The organism is Frankia sp. AgPm24 (assembly GCF_023243055.1).
GTDB classification, from domain to species: Bacteria; Actinomycetota; Actinomycetes; order Frankiales; family Frankiaceae; genus Frankia; species Frankia umida.
Genome location: NZ_JALKFW010000206.1, coordinates 50,528 through 66,674 on the forward strand (window position 1 = coordinate 50,528; position 16,147 = coordinate 66,674).

The window sequence follows — 16,147 nt, forward strand, 5'->3', positions numbered from 1 at the left end:
TCTTGCTCGTGGCGCCCGCGTCGTGTGGCCCCACGGCCCGGCCACACGACGGGCTCGGGCCGCTGCCACCCGGACCGGGACACCCCGCCCGCGGCGGTCGTGGCCGGGCGTCCCGGGGGCGCCGCCGTCAGGACAGCGAGCCGCAGCCTGGGACGAAGGGAGACGTGTCGGAGGGCAGCCGCACGGTGCTGGTGGCCGGGCTGCCGGTCACGGTCAGGCCGTCCCTGCTCAGGGTCAGCGCCGTGGTGGTGACGGAGAACGCGTTTCCGTCCGTGGAGGTTCCGACGCTGATCTCGAGGTCGTGGTCGCCGCAGCGAAAACCGCTGGCGGTGTTGGTGTGCGTCCCTGAGGTCAGGGTGAGCCCGGTGGGCAGGGCGACGGCGACCAGGGTGTCGAGGCCGATGTAGTGCAGCAGCGCGTAGCTCTTCGTGCCGCCGCTGTCGCTGGTCTGCACCAGCAGCTCACCGAAACCGTCACCGTCGATGTCGACGACGGCGCTTGTCAGCGGCACGGAGATCTCGGGCAGGGTCACCCGGGCGACAACCGCGTCCCGCGAGAACGTCACCCTGACGGTGGCGCCGTCGGACGACACGTCCTCGGAGCGACCGTCCCCGTCGATGTCACCGGCCCCCGCCGGCCTGGCGGCCGGGCTGGGCAGCGGCGGACTGTTGACACCGGGGCCCGTCGAGGACGACGGTGAGCTGGGACTCGCCGACACCGTGGGCGAGATGGTCGCCGGCGAGGTCGGCCGGGTGCCGGGCGATCTGGACGGTGTGCTGGTGCCCCCGCCGGTGCCGGTAGCCGAACCGCCGCCACCGGATGACTGGCCACCACCATGGGTGGAACCCGAGCCGCTGGGCCCGGAGCCGGTGCCGGCCTGGGTCGGACCGGTGTAGTTGCTCGGCATCACCGGGGGGGCCGCGGGTTCGACCAACTGGTTGGACGGACTGGGTCGGATCGCGACCACGGCCAGCGCGATCAGCGCGGCCATCACCATCCCGCCAAGGGTGAACACCGGCAGCCGCCAGCGGCGCCGACGATCGATACCGGCCCGGATCTGCCGGTAGGCGTCCGCGGAGGGCCGGATCGGGTCGACCGCCTCGCTGAGCAACCGTGTGAGCTCGTTCGGTTCCAACGTGCTCACCGCAGCCCTTCCAGCTTGCCGCTGAGCGCGGACAGCCCCCGGGAGGTGTAGGCCTTCACCGAGCCGACGCTGCAGCCCATCACCGCCGCCGCGTCCGCCTCGGACATGTCGGCGTAGTAGCGCAGGACGACCGCCTCTCGCTGACGCCGCGGCAGCTCACGCAGTGCCTGGATGACGGCGGCCCGCTCGACCAGAGAGTAGGCCCCCTCCTCGGCACTCGCGGCATCGGGCATCGGCTTCGGGGCATGCTTAAGAGCGACGAGTCGACGACGCAGCGTGGAGCGTGCGAGATTGACGACTGTCTGCCGAAGGTAGGCCAGGGCCTTGTCCCGGTCCTGGAGCCGCCCCCAGGCCGCATGCACCCGGATGTAGGCGTCCTGGACGACCTCCTCGCACAGGCCGATGTCGTCCAGCAGCAGCGCGGCGAGACGCACGAGCGACCGGTAGTGCTCGGAGTACAGGGCGGTCAGGGCGGCGTCCGCGTCCCGCGCGACATCGCTACGGGCGGCGTCGCTCCGCGCAGGCACGGGCCGCCACCCTTCTACGACAGTCATGGGCGCGGTCACGCCACGTTGGACGCCGACCTGGCCCTCGAAGTTGCCCCGAACTCACCACGGGTTGTCCGAATCGTTCTATCGCGTCGCGTGCCAAACAGACAGCCCCCACCCCCTGCCACCGCATCGCGACACGCCGCCGCGCTCCGCCACCGTGCGGCGCCCGGGACCCATCACCCGCCGCTGGAGGCCGACCGTGAAGGACATCGTCGAGGCGATCATCGCCGGGCTCCCGCCGTCCGAGGCCCGTCATGCCGAGTTCGCCCAGTTCACGGTGCCCGATTCGTACCGTGCCGTGGTGGTTCGCCGGGACGAGACGGCCATGTTCGACGGCCTGCCCACCCAGGAGAAGGACCCGCGCCGCTCGCTGCATGTCGACGAGGTACCGACCCCGGAACTCGGCCCCGGTGAGGCGCTGGTCGCCGTCATGGCCTCCTCCGTGAACTACAACACTGTCTGGACTTCGATCTTCGAGCCGGTGCCGACGTTCGGGTTCCTGTCCCGCTATGGCCGGACGTCCGCCCTTGCGGCTCGTCATGACCAGCCGTATCACGCGGTGGGGTCCGATCTGGCCGGAGTCGTGCTGCGGACAGGACCAGGAGTACATGTCTGGTCCCCGGGGGACGAGGTCGTGGCGCACTGCCTGTCGGTCGAGCTCGAACACGCCGATGGTCACAACGACACGATGCTGGATCCCGAGCAGCGGATCTGGGGTTTCGAGACGAACTTCGGTGGCCTGGCCGAGCTTGCCCTGGTCAAGGCCAACCAGCTCATGCCCAAACCCGCGCATCTCACCTGGGAGGAGGCCGCCGCCCCCGGTCTGGTCAACTCGACCGCCTACCGGCAGCTGGTCTCCACCAACGGGGCGACGATGAAGCAGGGCGACATCGTGCTGATCTGGGGTGCCTCGGGCGGGCTGGGCTCCTACGCCACCCAGCTGGCGCTGCGCGGTGGCGCGATTCCGGTGTGTGTGGTCTCCTCGCCGGCCAAGGCGGCGCTGTGCCGGGCGCTCGGTGCCGACCTGGTCATCGACCGGGCCGCCGAGGGCTACCGGTTCTGGCGCGACGAACACACCCAGGACCCTTCGGAGTGGCAGCGGTTCGGCCGTCGCATCCGCGAGCTCACCGGCGGGGAGGACCCGGACATCGTGTTCGAACACCCCGGACGGGAGACCTTTGGCGCCTCCGTCTATGTGGCCAGGCGTGGCGGGACGATCGTCACCTGCGCGTCGACGAGTGGATTTCGCCATGAGTTCGACAATCGTTACCTGTGGATGCACCTCAAGCGGGTGATCGGCACGCATTTCGCGAACTACCGGGAGGCGTGGGAGGCCAATCGCCTGGTCTGCCGGGGGATGATCCACCCGACCCTCTCCCGGGTGTACCCACTTGCCGAAACCGGCCAGGCCACCCGGGATGTGCACCGCAACGTCCATCAGGGCAAGGTCGGTGTCCTGTGTCTGGCTCCGTCCGAAGGGCTGGGTGTGCGCGACGAACAGCTACGCGCCCGCCACCTGAGGGCAATCAACCGGTTCCGTGGCGTGTAGTCGCGGAATTCGCGACGGGCCCAAACACCGGCTGGCCTCACGCTGTGCCGCAGCGTCTGAGATGCTCAGGTCCTATGACCGAACACACCGATCTGATCCCGATGGCCGGCGAGTCCGGCGGGACCCCCGCGTTCGACCTGGTGCGTCGTGGCTACGACCCCAACCAGGTCACACACCACGTGAACTGGTTGACCGAACAGCTCCACGAGGCCGAGGCGCACCGGGCGGCAGCCGAGGCCGCGGCGTCGGAGGCGGCGAGCGAGGCGGCCCGGGTCCGTGACGACCTGGCCGCCAACCGTCCCGCCTGGGAGGAGTTCGGTGGCCGGGTCACCCAGATCCTCCAGCTCGCCGAGGAGGAGGCCGCCACCGTCCGCGCCGAGCGGACCAGGGAGGCCGAGGCCCGGCTCGAGGAGGCCCGGCGCATCGTCACCGAGGCCGAGGCCGCGCGGGAGAAGACCCTGCGCGACGCCGACGAGCAGGCCGCCTCGATCGTCTCGACGGCGCGCGCCGAAGCCGAGCGGATCGTGGACCTCGCCCGTTCGACCGCGGCCGCGGCCGAGGACGAGTCCCGGCGGCGTCTCGGCGACCTCGAACGCCAGCGTGAACAGGTCACCACCCAGCTCGCCGCCCTGCGCGACCAGGTGACGACCCAGCTCGGTGCCCTGCGCGACAAGCTGACCGCCGCGAGCGCCTCGATCGCCTCGATCGAGGCCACCCCGATGGACGACCGCAAGGCGCTCACCGCCGAGCCGCAGGCCCTGCCGGCCCCCGCCGGGCGCGGCGCCTGACCGCACCCGCACGGCCCTCGGGCGTGGCGCCGTCGGGCGCCGTGGTCCGTTCGGCGGTCCGGGTGGTTCATGGTGGCCCCAGGGGTCGGTCAGCCCTGCGGGCCGGGCGTCAGCCTGCCTGGTTCGGCCGTGGCCGGGACGCGCGACAACGGCGCTCCCAGCAGCCGCGGTGCCAGTGCCGGCGGTCGTCGACCCGCTCCGGCTGCCACACGACCAGATGCGGCGTGCCCGGTCTGATCTCGTGATCACAGCCGGGGCACCGGTACATCTTCACCGACGCCGCCCCGCTGAGCGACCGGACGGTCCACTCGCCGTCGCGCAGCCGCACCACCGGGTCCGCGATCCACCACACACCCGGCCGCGGCCCCGTGTCCCGTTCACGTTCACGCTCGTGCCCGGATCGCCGCCGTCGCTGTACGCCCCCGCCACGGCGTGCCCCGCGGGTCACGAGCGTGTGGTTCCACCTGCCGGACCGGAGCCGCCCCGGCCACGATCCCGGTCCCTGTCCCGCCGCCCTCGCCACGGGCCGGACCCGGCACCGCCACCCGCCGGACCGGCATCGGACTCGGTCACCCAGTCCGCCCGGCTCACGACCTCACCGTCGACGATGCGCGGGGCTTCCCCGCCCGACGCACCGCGTGCCGCGTGCCCCGGCCGGACCCGGTCGATGCCGGCCACGACCAGTGACCGTGCCACCTTCGCCTTGCGCACAGCTCCCGCGGGGCTCGCCAACGCCGCCGAGGCGCCGATGAGCACCTGGAAACCACGGTCGCTGCCGCGCCAGTGCTCCCGCAGAATCGGCTCGCCGGCGCCGACCACCAGCCGACGGAACGCGAACGCCACGATCGCCACATCATCGAGCTGGCCGACGACGGGGATCATGTTCGTCACCCGGTTCTTCGGCGACGCCAGATAGGCCAGCGCCACCGCGGCCTCCACCTTCGCCGAGTGCGGCACCCGCGGATCGGCGACCACCCGACGCAACATCACGACGAGGTCGGGCAGAAAGGTCACGACCTCCCGGCCAAAGGTCAGCAGAGCGTCCTTGTCGAGCGTGGCCATCGCCGCCGTGCCACCTCCCAGCTACCCGCCAGTACCCAGCTACCCGCCGGTACCTGTGATCACCTGTACCAGCGATCACGCATCCGCAAACCGGGCATCCGGTCGACCGACCACATTCTAGTGCGCGTCACCGACCCTCCTCGGCCGCCGACACCACCGGGTGGGGGCCTCCCGGTGGCCTCACACCGGCGCGCGACGGCTGTGTTCCCGAAAGCCCCGTCCCGTCTTGCGACCGAGAAAGCCAGCACGAACCAGCTGCTCGAGCAACGCGGCGGGTGCGAGGCCCGGCTCGCGGAACTGTTCGTGCAACGACCGGGTGATGGCCAGGGTGACGTCCAGTCCGATCACGTCCGCGAGCGCGAACGGCCCCATCGGATGGGCACACCCGAGCGTCATCGCCGTGTCGATGTCCTCCATCGTGGCGTAGTGGGCCGCCACCATGCGGATCGCGTCGCCCAGATACGGGAACAGCAGTGCGTTGACGATGAAGCCCGCCCGGTCGGCGCAGCGCACCGGCTGCTGCCCCGCCGCTCGGGCCAGCGCCAGTACCGTCTCGGTCGCCGCCGCCCCCGTGAGCACCGTCGGCACCACCTCGACCAGACGCATCGCCGGCGCCGGGTTGAACCAGTGCATCCCCACGACATCCCGCGGCCGGCTCGTCGCCGTGGCGCATTCGATCACCGGCAGGGATGACGTGGTCGTCGCGAGCACCGCCCCCGGTCGGGCCACCTTGTCCAGATCGCTGAACAGCGCCCGTTTGACCGCCAGATCCTCGACCACGGCCTCGATGAGGATGTCGCAGTCGCCGAGATCTCCCAGGTCGGTCGTGGTCCGCAGCCGGCCGAGCGCCGCCGCACGCTCGTCCTCGGTACACCGTCCACGGGTCACCGCGGCCGCCAGCGCGGCGTCCAACCGTCCCCGCACTCCCCCGGCCGCGGCGGGATCCGCCTGGTCGGGACGGCGCACCCGCACCACCACCTCATGCCCGCTGCGCAGCAGCACCTGCGTGATCCCCAGCGCCATCGTGCCGCCGCCCACCACCCCGCACACGCGTACCGGCCGGGAGGGCGGCGCTGCCGCTGCCGGTACCGCTGCTGGTGTCGGGTCGCCCGGCACCGTCCCGTTCGAGTCCGGGCCGGTGGCCGGCGGGTAGGTGTGGAAGCCCCGTCCGGACTTGCGTCCCAGCAGGCCGGCGGCGACGAGCTGGCCGAGCAGCGGCGCCGGCGCGTGGCGGCGATCGCCGGTCTGGGCGAACATCGAGTCGAGGATCTCCCGGGCGGTGTCCAGCCCGATCAGGTCGAGCAGGGCGAGCGGCCCCATCGGATGCCCGCAGCCCAGCCGCATCGCGGTGTCGATGTCGGACGCGGTGGCGAAGCGGGCCTCGGCCATCCGCACCGCGTCGTTGAGATAGCCGAACAGCAGGGCGTTCGCGATGAACCCGGCCCGGTCGGCGGTCACGACCGGTGTCTTGCCGGCCGCCTCGGCCACCTCGACCACCATCGCCAGCGCATCGGGGTCGGTCACCACCGTGCGCACCACCTCGACCAGGCGCATCACCGGCGCCGGGTTGAACCAGTGCATGCCCAGGACGCGCTGCGGTCGTCCCGTCCCGGCGGCGAGCTCCAGCACCGACAGCGAGCTGGTGTTGGTCGCGAGCACCGTGTCCGGCGCGGCCAGCTCGTCCAGCCGGGCGAGCAGTGCCGCCTTGGCCTCCAGCCGCTCCTCGACGGCCTCGATGACCAGTCCGCAGCCGCTCGTCCCCGCGGCGGCGACCGCCGCGAGATCGGTGCCAAGCCGCAGCCGGGCGACCACGGCGTCGTGCCCGGCGGCATCAAGCTGACCGTGCGCCCTGGCCCGTTCGAGCGATCGCGCCACCCGTTCACCGCCGCGGCGCAGCGCGTCGGCGTCCCGCTCGATTCCGACCACCGTGAACCCCGCCCGGGCGAGCGCCTCGGCGATCCCCGCGCCCATCGTGCCCAGTCCCACGACGGCGATCGGCCGCTCCGACAACGACATCTCGGCCATGCCACGCTCCCCGCTACCGACGGTGATACCGCGGACGCGCCGATCCTCCCAGGCCACCCCCGGCCCGGCCCGACGATCATCCGCCGGCGAACCACGGCCATGGTTCACGACGCCCCGGTGCGAGGCCGCGGATGTGCGGGATGTGCGGGATGTGCGGGGGTCGCCGTGGGGGCGAGGGTCAGAACAGGGTGGGGATGGAGGGTTCCAGGCCGCGCAGGTCGTCATAGTCAACGACGGCGCAGCCCAGGCCGCGGTCGGCGGCGAGCAGACGGGCCTGGGGGGTGATGGACTGGGCCGCGAGGATGCCCCGCACCGGGCGCGGCAGCGCCGGATCATCACGCAGCCGGGCCAGGTAGCGGGTGAGCTGCTCGACCCCGTCGATCTCACCCTTGCGCTTGATCTCGACGGCGACCGTGGAGCCGTCGAGATCGCGGCAGAGCAGGTCCACGGGACCGATGCCGGTCTCGTACTCCCGGCGGACCAGGGTGAGCCCGGGTGCGATCGCGTCCGGACGGTCGGCCAGCAGGACCTGCAGATGCGCCTCGACGCCATCCTTGCGCAGGCCGGGGTCGATCCCCAGCTCATGGCTGGAGTCGTGGAGCACGTCCTCGATGGTGATGATGAGCTGTTCGGACGCCTTGTTGGTCACCCGCCACACGCCGGGCTCCTCGGCGATGACACAGGGCGGGCTCATCCAGTTCAGCGGTTTGTACGCTCGGCCATCCGCGTGGATGGACACCGAACCGTCCGCCTTGACCAGCACGAGCCGTACCGCGCTTGGCAGATGGGCGGTGAGCCGCCCGACGTAGTCGACGCTGCACCGAGCGATCACCAACCGCATGCGGTCACGGTACCGCGCCCGATCCGGCCCCCCTGCCCGACCCCCGACCGCCAGCAGTCGTCCGGCGCCCGCCGAACGCCCACGACAGACGAGCGGCAGGACCGTCAGGAAGATCCCCCGGCGGACGGGTTCGCGGCGCCGCGGTGGTGTTGGAGGACCAGGTCATCGAGCAACGCCCGGCGCCCGGCGTAGCGCTGGCCCAGGGACTGGGCCTTCTCGGCGCCCAGCCGCGCCAGCCGGACGGGGTCGGAGTTGTCCTGCATGTCGGCGTGTTTGACGACGACGGCCAGCGGGTCGGCGGCGACCCGGGCCAGGTAGTCGCGCATGGACTCGTCCGGACGATGCGAGAGCGCGTCCACCGCGGCGACGACCGGGGTCGGATATCCGGCCGTGGTCAGGTACTCCAGCGTGATCTCGCTGTCCTCGACGACGTCATGCAGGATCGCGGCGAACTGGGCGGCCAGGGGGTCGACCCCGGCCGGTCCGGCGGTGCGGGACACCGTCTCCATGACCCGACGGGGATGGCCGATGTACTCGTCACCGGCCTTGTCCCGTTGCCCGGCGTGCATCCGGGTCGCCAGCGCCACCGCGTCCTCGAGCGAGGGCACCGCCGGAGCAGCCGCGGCGGGGCTGGCAGGGGTGGCAGAGCTGGCAGGGGTGGCAGGGGTGGCAGGGGTGGCGGAGGTGGCAGGGGTGCCGTCAGGAGGACTCGAGCCCATGAGCTGACCGTACGACCTCCAGGATGTTCAGGATGATGGCGTCCAGCTCGAAGTCACGGGGAGTGAAGACGCCGGCCACGCCGAGTCGGGTCAGGCGTTGTGCGTCGGCCGGCGGGATGATGCCCCCGACGATCACCGGCAGGTCGCCGGCACCGGCGGCCCGCAGCCCACCGATTACCTCCGTCGCCAGGTCCAGATGGGCACCGGAGAGGATGGACAGGCCCACCACGTGGACGTCCTCCTCGATCGCCGCGGCCACGATCTGCGCCGGCGTCAACCGGATGCCCTGGTAGATCACTTCGAATCCGGCGTCACGGGCCCGCACCGCGATCTGTTCGGCACCGTTGGAGTGCCCGTCCAGACCGGGCTTGCCGATCAGCAGCCGGACCGGCCGCCCCAGCTCGGCCCGGGTGCGCACGACCAGCTCACGCACCTCGTCCGCCCGCGAACGTCCCCCAGCGCCCACCTCACCCCCGCTGGACGGGACACCTGCCGTGGACGAGCCGCCGGCCGTGGACGAGGCGCCCGGGGCGGTGGTGCGGGTGGCGCCGGCGACGCCGGTCGGGGCGCGGTACTCGCCGAAGATCTCACGAAGAGTGTCGGTCCACTCGCCAGTGGTCACCCCGGCGCGGACGCAGGCCAGGGTGGCGGGCATCAGGTTCGCGGTGGTCGCGGCGGCGGCGCGCAGCTCGAGCAGGGCCGCGCGGACAGCGGCCGCGTCCCGTCCGGCCCGCCAGGCGGCGACGGCACGCTGCGCCGCCTTCTCGGCCTCGGGGTCGACCGGCTGGATCGCCGCGTCCAGCTCGGCGAGCAGTGGGTTCGGCTCGGTCTCGGTGAACCTGTTCACGCCGACGACGACCTGGGTACCGTCCTCGATCCGGGCCCGGCGGTCGGCCTGGGCGGACACCATCGCAGACTTCAGGTAGCCGCTTTCCACGGCGGCCACCGCGCCACCCATCGCCTGCACCCGGTCGATCTCCGCGCGGGCGCTGGCGACCAGCTCGTCCACCCGGGCCGCCACGACGACCGAGCCCTCGAAGAGATCCTCGTGCTCGAGCAGATCGGTCTCGTGCGCGAGGATCTGCTGGATGCGCAGCGACCACTGCTGGTCCCACGGCCGGGGCAGGCCCAGCGCCTCGTTCCAGGCCGGTAGCTGCAACGCGCGGCAGCGAGCGTTCTTCGACAGTGTCACCCCGAGGGTCTCCAGCACGATCCGGATGATGTTGTTCTCCGGCTGTGCCTCGGTCAGGCCGAGCGAGTTGACCTGCACGCCGTAGCGGAACCGGCGGGCGGCCGGGTCGGTCACCCCGTAGCGGGTGCGCAGCAGCTCGTCCCAGAGGGCGACGAACGCGCGCATCTTGCACAGTTCCTCGACGAACCGCTCGCCGGCGTTGACGAAGAAGGACACCCGCCGGCAGACCTCGCTCATCCGCTCCGGCGTGCCGATGCCCGCGGCGGCCACCGCGTCCAGCACGGCGATCGCCGAGCAGATCGAGAAGGCGAGCTCCTGCACCGGGGTGGCGCCGGCTTCCTGGAGGTGGTAGCTGCAGATGTTGATCGGGTTCCAGCGCGGCAGTTCCGCGACCGCGTAGGCGATGACGTCGGTGACCAGGCGCAGGGACGGCCCGGGTGGGAAGACATACGTCCCGCGGGAGAGGTACTCCTTGATGATGTCGTTCTGGGTGGTGCCGGCGAGCTGCGCCGGGTCGGCGCCCTGCTCCTGCGCGACGACCTGGTAGAGCGCCAGCAGCCACATCGCCGTGGCATTGATCGTCATGGACGTGTTCATCCGCGCCAGCGGGATCTCGTCGAACAGCTGGCGCAGGTCACCCAGATGCGCGATCGGCACGCCCACCCGGCCGACCTCACCGCGGGCCAGCGGATGGTCCGGGTCATAGCCTGTCTGGGTGGGTAGGTCGAAGGCGACCGACAGGCCGGTCTGCCCCTTGGCCAGGTTGCGCCGGTAGAGCGCGTTGCTGCGCGCCGCGCTCGAATGCCCCGCGTAGGTCCGAAAGATCCAGGGCCGGTCCCGAGCCGCTGCCGCCGGCTCCACTGGTGTCATCGCCGCGGCCTCATTTCCGAGCGGGCCGCGCCGGCGGCCGGGGACGGACGTGTTCCCGCCCCGGCCGAGCGGACGGCGGGCGAGGGCATGAGACTACGACCACACGCCCCGCCGGCGCTCACCGAACGTCCATACCCCGCTACCCGCTCAGGCGCCGATGCAGGGCTGCAGCGAACCCTTCCAGACGTCCACCAGGGCCTTGGGGATGCTGTCGCAGGCTCCGGCGCCGTGGCTCACGATCGTCCAGGGCCCGGACCCGATCCGGCGCCACACGTGCGGATCGGCCGGCGGGCTGGCGGCACCGGCGACGTTGATCCGGCCGATCGCCCAGTACTGGTCCTGCGCGGCGTCCACACCCTCGACCGCACCGAAGTACATGCCCTCCACCACCGTCACCTGCGCGGCGGTGACAGTGGTGGAGGGATCGGTCTCCTTGATCTCGGCCGCCACGGTGAACTGCAGGGCCAGGCGGAGCGCCGCCGGGTTCGGTTCGGAGTTGAGCACCATCTGGTGTGCCGCGCCCGGGCTGCGCGTGGCCGCCCAGGACGGCGTCCCCTGCACCGGGCTGAGTTCGGCCGCGGGCGTCTGACCGGTCGCGGTGTCGCCGGCGGAGTGGTCACGATCGGCGGTGGCGAACCCGATCCCCAGGCCGAGCACGATCGCGACGACGAACGCCACGATCACCACGACGGGTCGCAGCTCACGCGCCCCGAGCAGCCCCACGGGCCGCGCGCCGCGTTCGCTGGCGATATCCACCTGCGCGGGCACCTCCACGTCCTGCACGCCTCCGTCCAACCTCCACCGTGCCGTGACCGGCGAGCCGCCACCCGTAGGCCGAACCCGATCAGCACGTACCCGGCAAGCATGCCCCATCCGACGGGCGCGCGGCAGGCAGGCACACCCTGGATGACACACCGCTTTCCTTTGGGTTCGATCCGCTTACCAGACGATCGGATCGCACCATCGCCATCATCCTCCGCAGCCAGCGAAACACCGCACGATTCGCCGACCCGGCCGCGAGGCTGCGGCCACGTGCGTCCAGACGCGGTCCACCGACCACCAGATGTGGCCAGCCCGCGGGGACGGATCGGCCCGCATCGGTCGGGAACCCGCCGACCGATGCGAACGTCTGGGACGATGGACGGCGGGCCAGGCGAGCCACGCCAGGCCGGACGGGCCGCCTCGGAGCAGCGGGGCGTCGGGAGGTGTCGGGCGGCCGTGAACACGGCGGAGTTCCTCATCGGGCCGACGGTGCTGGTGGTGGTACTGGGGCTGCTGCTCATCGCGGCGCGGTGGGCGAGCACTCCGCTGCGGGCCCTGCCCCGCGGTATCCCGCTCGGTCACGACTTCGGGCTGCTCGTGCCCGTCGCCATCGTCGACACCCCGGCCGAGGTGACCCTCGCCCAGGCGGTCCTGTGCACCCAGGGCATCCGCTCCACGTGGGCGATGGCGATGACCCCGCTGCACATCGACGCGTCCGGCAACATCCTGTCCCGCCCGCGCCACCGCCGCCACGTGCTCGTCTTCGGCGTGGACGCCGCCCGCGCCACCCGCACCCTGCGCCCGCCCCGCGGCGGTCAGCTCCCCTACGCCTGACCCCGGGGCGCCGGCCCTCCCACCCGAGCGGCGGACGAGTGGATGGCCGGTGGCACCTTCAGGCGACCGCGCGGTCCCGGACGCGGGTGATGTCGGCGCCCAACGCCCGCAGATCCTCGACGAAATGGGCGTAGCCGCGGTCGATGTGGTGCACCTCGGTCACCTCGGTGACCCCGTCGGCGACCAGACCCGCGAGCACCAGGGCCGCCCCCGCCCGCACGTCCGAGGCCATCACCCGCGTACCGGTCAGCCGAGCGGCCTGGCGCACGACGACATGATGGCCGTCGGTACGCAGATCGGCGCCCAGGGTGTGCAGCTCCCGGCAGAACACGAACCGACTGTCGAACACGTTCTCGGTGATCAGCGACGTGCCGGAGCTGATCGCCTCCAGTGCGATCACCTGCGGCAGCAGATCCGTCGGGAACCCCGGGTACGGCAGGGTCACCACATCGATCGAACGCGGCCGCTGCGACCCTGTCACCCGAAACCCGTCCCCGCGCACGTCGACCTGCGCTCCGGCCTCGACCAGCTTCTCCAACACGATCGCGAGATGCTCCACCCGACCGCCACGGATCAGCACGTCCCCGCCGGTCATCAGCGCGCCGACCGCGTACGTCCCGGCGACGATCCGATCCGCCACCGTCTCGTGCTCCACGGCGGAGAGCCCGTCCACTCCGTCCACCACGAGCGTGGACGACCCCGCCCCACCGATCTGCGCCCCCATCGCCGTCAGCATCGCGCACAGGTCGGCGATCTCCGGCTCGCGCGCGGCGTTGTCGATGACGGTCGTGCCCTTCGCCAGCACCGCCGCCATCACCAGGTTCTCGGTGGCGCCGACGCTGGGAAAGTCCAGCCAGATCGACGCCCCCTGCAACCGCCCGTCGGTGCGCGCGACGAGCACCCCGTCCTCCACGTCCACCACCGCACCGAGCTGGGTCAGCCCGTTGACGTGGATGTCCAGCGCCCGCGACCCGATCGCGTCCCCGCCGGGCAGCGCCACCCGCGCCTCACCGCGGCGCGCCACCAACGGCCCGAGCACCGCCACGGACGCCCGGATGCGCCGCACCAGATCACCATCGGCGGCTCCCCCGGCGTCCTCGGGCATGTCGATGCACAACCGCCCGCCCGCCGCGCCGCCCCCCGAGGGTGTCTCCCACTCCCGGTGCCGGCTCACGGTGGCACCCAGCCCCGTGAGCACGTCCGCCATCACCGTCACGTCAAGGATGTCGGGGACGGCTGTCAGGACCGTCCGGCCGGGAGCCAACAGACTCGCGGCCATCAACTTCAGCACCGAGTTCTTCGCACCCGGAACGGCGACCTCACCGATCAACCGGGTGCCGCCAGTCACCACGAAGCGTTCCACGGATCTCGATGCTAGGTCCTGGCCGGAAGATCTTCACCGGCCCCCACCACTTTGACCACAAGCACACCTAGTAATCGCCTTGTCTCCCAGCGCCCTCCGCCAGGCTCGCAGCGCCCTCCGCAAGGACCGACACCCCGTCGTGCACCCGCACGAACGCCTCATCCCGGCCCGCCAGAGCGTCCGCCACCCGCACCGCGAACACCCCCTCGAACCGTGTCTGCACCTCGCCGATCGAAAGCCAGCCGACCTCCGACGCCTCCTCCGTGCTGGCGGCGACCGTCTCGCTCTCGGCCGCGCAAAGAAACACCATCGCCACCACCGCCCGCGGCAGATTCAGATACACACCGGTGAGCCGTAGGGGTCGGACGAGCAGACCGGTCTCCTCCGCGATCTCCCGCCGCACCCCGTCGTGGATCGACTCGTCCCGCTCGAGCACGCCACCCGGAATCTGCCATTCCCCGGTATCCCGCCGCCTGATCCCAAGAACTTCCCCGTTCGCACGGAGCACCACGCCCGCTACGCTCACCGAATGCATGCACGGAACGTACTCTTTGTCTCACAGAAGTCGACGTGACCGACACGCTGCCCGAACGGCTGGCACGACTTCCAGCCGAGACCCATCCCTCGTTCGGGACCGCGGCCCGCGCACTGCTGTCCGAGCCAGCGGCGGGCGATGACGCGTTGACCGCCACAGTCGACAACTCCGACCTTCCGGAGCAGACCCGGTTCAACGCCTTCTACTGCCTACAGGTGCGAGCCTGGCGGCGCCGGGATCATCGACGCCACCGAGCAAACACCGACCGCTACCAGTCCGCCTTCGGCGAGCACCCGATGTTCTACTTTCTCCAGGCCGAGTACTACGCCACGCTCGACGACGAGCCCGCCAACCTGGACGCCGCCCTCACCTTCGCGGTGGAGGCCGTCACGCGTCTGCCGGGAGTGCCCGGCGTCCTTCACCTTGCCGCACAGATCATTGCGGACCGCCACGAACGCGAGCCGGAACAGGATCGACGCCCGCTCCTTGACGCCGAGCGCTATATCCGTCAGGCGATCGCGCTCAGCGAGGGTGGCTACCCTCGCTATCACGCCACCCATGCGCGCATCGCGACATTACGCGGCTCCTTCGCCGCCGCCCGCGTGAGCATCGCTCGGGCCATTGAGGACGAGGACAGCGCAGGCGCCGAATACCCCCTGCGCATGGGCGATTATCAGATCATTCGCGCCCGCATCCAGTACGCCCAGGAGGCTGAGCGCCTCGCTGAACGGCAGGAGGCTGCCGTACGGGAACTCCGTCAGGTTCGCGGTCAGGTCCTTGAAATCATGGGCCTGCTGGCCGCCGTGATCGCCTTCATCACAACGGCGGCCACCATCGCAGCCGGGCAGCCCGCGAGGCCGGCCGCCGGGCTGCTGACCCTTGCCGGCGGGGTGACGCTGCTGGTCTTCTGGGGATTCCATGTGCTGATCAGCGGATCATCCGGCCATGCGTCGACGAGCCAACGCCTCGCCCCAGCGGTCATCGGTCTGATACTCCTGCTGGCGGGGTTCGTCATGACTGCATGGGGGCCGGCGGATGCGGGTGGTGCAGTGCGTCAGCAGGTCGGACAAGACGCACAATGAGGATGTGGCCGGTGCCCGGCGGGCCGCCGTCTGGGTGATCGACGGTGCGAGCCAGCTGGGCGATCACGCCCTGGTGGAGGGCCGTTCCCCAGCGGCCTGGCTCGCCGCGACAGCCAGCGCCTATCTGGCCCGGATGCCCTGGGCGGAGTCCGGGCGGCCCATACGTGACGTCGTACGTGAGCTCATCCTGTATGTCCGCGAAGCCGGTCGACGCGCGGGGCTGGCCGATGCCGCCGGCTTTCCCAGCGCGACCCTCAGCCTCGTGCGCCTGGTGCACGACCACCTCGAACTCTGCCTGCTCGGAGACAGTCCTGTTCTCGTGCGGCCACCGGGCAGCCCGGCGGCCGCCTTCGTCGACCCGCAGTTCGACGGCGCGGAGGAACGGCTGCTCGACGCGGTCCGCGCGGAGCTTGATCGTGGTGTCGCACCCGCGACCGTCTATGCCCGAGCCCAGGCCACCAACCGGGAACGCCGAATCCAGCGCAACACCCCGGCGGGACTCTGGGTACTGGCGGACATCCCCGAGGCCGCCGAGCACGCGTTCGTCACCACGGTGCCGATCACATCCGGGATGGAGCTGGTGGTGATGTCCGACGGCTTCGCCCGGGCACTGCATCCCTTCGGTCTGGTCACCAGTACCGACGCATTGCTGGACGAGATCGCCGCCGGACGGGCGGAGGCTCTGCTCGACCGACTCCGAACGGCGGAACGAGCCGACTCCGCCCGAGTGGCCTTCCCGCGATTCAGCATCAGCGACGACGCGACCATGCTGCACGCCCGGCTGTCCCGGACGGACTGACGGCCCCGCGCGTCGGGCCGGCCCGCTTCCT

At 71.5% G+C, this 16,147-nt stretch carries 16 protein-coding genes; 5 read left to right on the top strand and 11 right to left on the bottom strand.

Features of this window, described 5'->3' with window-relative positions; genetic code table 11:
- Positions 1-127 precede the first annotated feature (127 nt).
- Positions 128-1,144 carry a VCBS repeat-containing protein gene (locus MXD61_RS20040; RefSeq protein WP_248815002.1) on the bottom strand — a complete coding sequence of 339 codons (1,017 nt, stop codon included), beginning with the start codon at positions 1,142-1,144 and terminating at the stop codon, positions 128-130.
- Positions 1,141-1,698, bottom strand: a complete 558-nt coding sequence (locus MXD61_RS20045) for a SigE family RNA polymerase sigma factor (protein ID WP_251080282.1) — start codon at positions 1,696-1,698, stop codon at positions 1,141-1,143. The genes MXD61_RS20040 and MXD61_RS20045 overlap by 4 nt, the downstream gene beginning before the upstream one ends.
- A 196-nt stretch (positions 1,699-1,894) precedes the next feature.
- Here MXD61_RS20045 and ccrA point away from each other — a divergent pair, with 196 nt between their 5' ends.
- Positions 1,895-3,244, top strand: a complete 1,350-nt coding sequence (gene ccrA, locus MXD61_RS20050; RefSeq protein ID WP_248815004.1) for a crotonyl-CoA carboxylase/reductase — start codon at positions 1,895-1,897, stop codon at positions 3,242-3,244.
- Between the two features lie 74 nt (positions 3,245-3,318).
- Positions 3,319-4,032, top strand: coding sequence for a sugar-binding protein (locus tag MXD61_RS20055; protein WP_248815005.1), 714 nt, complete (start codon positions 3,319-3,321; stop codon positions 4,030-4,032).
- A gap of 109 nt (positions 4,033-4,141) precedes the next feature.
- Here MXD61_RS20055 and MXD61_RS28975 read toward each other — a convergent pair whose 3' ends face one another.
- The 7 genes from MXD61_RS28975 to MXD61_RS20090 all read right to left on the bottom strand — a co-directional run bounded on the left by MXD61_RS28975 (position 4,142) and on the right by MXD61_RS20090 (position 11,524).
- On the bottom strand, positions 4,142-4,480 hold the full coding sequence (locus MXD61_RS28975; protein WP_374629256.1) for a hypothetical protein: 339 nt from the start codon (positions 4,478-4,480) through the stop codon (positions 4,142-4,144).
- On the bottom strand, positions 4,477-5,094 hold the full coding sequence (locus MXD61_RS20065) for a YkvA family protein (RefSeq protein WP_248815006.1): 618 nt from the start codon (positions 5,092-5,094) through the stop codon (positions 4,477-4,479). The genes MXD61_RS28975 and MXD61_RS20065 overlap by 4 nt, the downstream gene beginning before the upstream one ends.
- A 180-nt stretch (positions 5,095-5,274) precedes the next feature.
- Positions 5,275-7,110, bottom strand: a complete 1,836-nt coding sequence (locus tag MXD61_RS20070) for a 3-hydroxyacyl-CoA dehydrogenase family protein (RefSeq protein WP_374629274.1) — start codon at positions 7,108-7,110, stop codon at positions 5,275-5,277.
- A gap of 187 nt (positions 7,111-7,297) precedes the next feature.
- Positions 7,298-7,960 (bottom strand): endonuclease NucS, encoded by a 663-nt coding sequence (gene nucS, locus MXD61_RS20075; RefSeq protein ID WP_248815008.1) that lies wholly within the window; start codon positions 7,958-7,960, stop codon positions 7,298-7,300.
- Between the two features lie 104 nt (positions 7,961-8,064).
- On the bottom strand, positions 8,065-8,679 hold the full coding sequence (locus MXD61_RS20080; RefSeq protein WP_374629257.1) for an HD domain-containing protein: 615 nt from the start codon (positions 8,677-8,679) through the stop codon (positions 8,065-8,067).
- Entirely contained in the window at positions 8,660-10,741 is a 2,082-nt protein-coding gene (locus MXD61_RS20085) for a protein meaA (RefSeq protein ID WP_248815009.1), read from the bottom strand. Before MXD61_RS20085 ends, MXD61_RS20080 begins: the two co-directional genes overlap by 20 nt.
- Before the next feature lie 147 nt (positions 10,742-10,888).
- Positions 10,889-11,524 carry a hypothetical protein gene (locus MXD61_RS20090; RefSeq protein ID WP_248815010.1) on the bottom strand — a complete coding sequence of 212 codons (636 nt, stop codon included), beginning with the start codon at positions 11,522-11,524 and terminating at the stop codon, positions 10,889-10,891.
- Between the two features lie 435 nt (positions 11,525-11,959).
- Between MXD61_RS20090 and MXD61_RS20095 the strand changes: the two genes are divergently transcribed.
- Complete coding sequence (locus MXD61_RS20095) at positions 11,960-12,337, top strand: hypothetical protein (RefSeq protein ID WP_248815011.1); 378 nt, start codon at positions 11,960-11,962, stop codon at positions 12,335-12,337.
- Between the two features lie 58 nt (positions 12,338-12,395).
- On the opposite strand, the gene murA is transcribed toward MXD61_RS20095, so the two are convergent.
- Together murA and MXD61_RS20105 are read right to left on the bottom strand one after the other, a co-directional pair.
- The gene (gene murA / locus MXD61_RS20100; RefSeq protein ID WP_248815012.1) at positions 12,396-13,700 is read right to left on the bottom strand and encodes a UDP-N-acetylglucosamine 1-carboxyvinyltransferase; all 1,305 of its coding nucleotides are present in this window, start codon (positions 13,698-13,700) and stop codon (positions 12,396-12,398) included.
- Positions 13,701-13,767: 67 nt separating this feature from the next.
- Positions 13,768-14,235: an NUDIX hydrolase gene (locus tag MXD61_RS20105; protein ID WP_248815013.1), complete on the bottom strand. Its 468-nt coding sequence runs from the start codon at positions 14,233-14,235 to the stop codon at positions 13,768-13,770.
- 35 nt (positions 14,236-14,270) lie between these two features.
- On the opposite strand from MXD61_RS20105, the gene MXD61_RS20110 reads away from it, so the two are divergent.
- Positions 14,271-15,317: a hypothetical protein gene (locus MXD61_RS20110; protein ID WP_248815014.1), complete on the top strand. Its 1,047-nt coding sequence runs from the start codon at positions 14,271-14,273 to the stop codon at positions 15,315-15,317.
- 4 nt (positions 15,318-15,321) lie between these two features.
- The gene (locus MXD61_RS20115; RefSeq protein ID WP_248815015.1) at positions 15,322-16,116 is read left to right on the top strand and encodes a protein phosphatase 2C domain-containing protein; all 795 of its coding nucleotides are present in this window, start codon (positions 15,322-15,324) and stop codon (positions 16,114-16,116) included.
- Positions 16,117-16,147 lie beyond the last annotated feature (31 nt).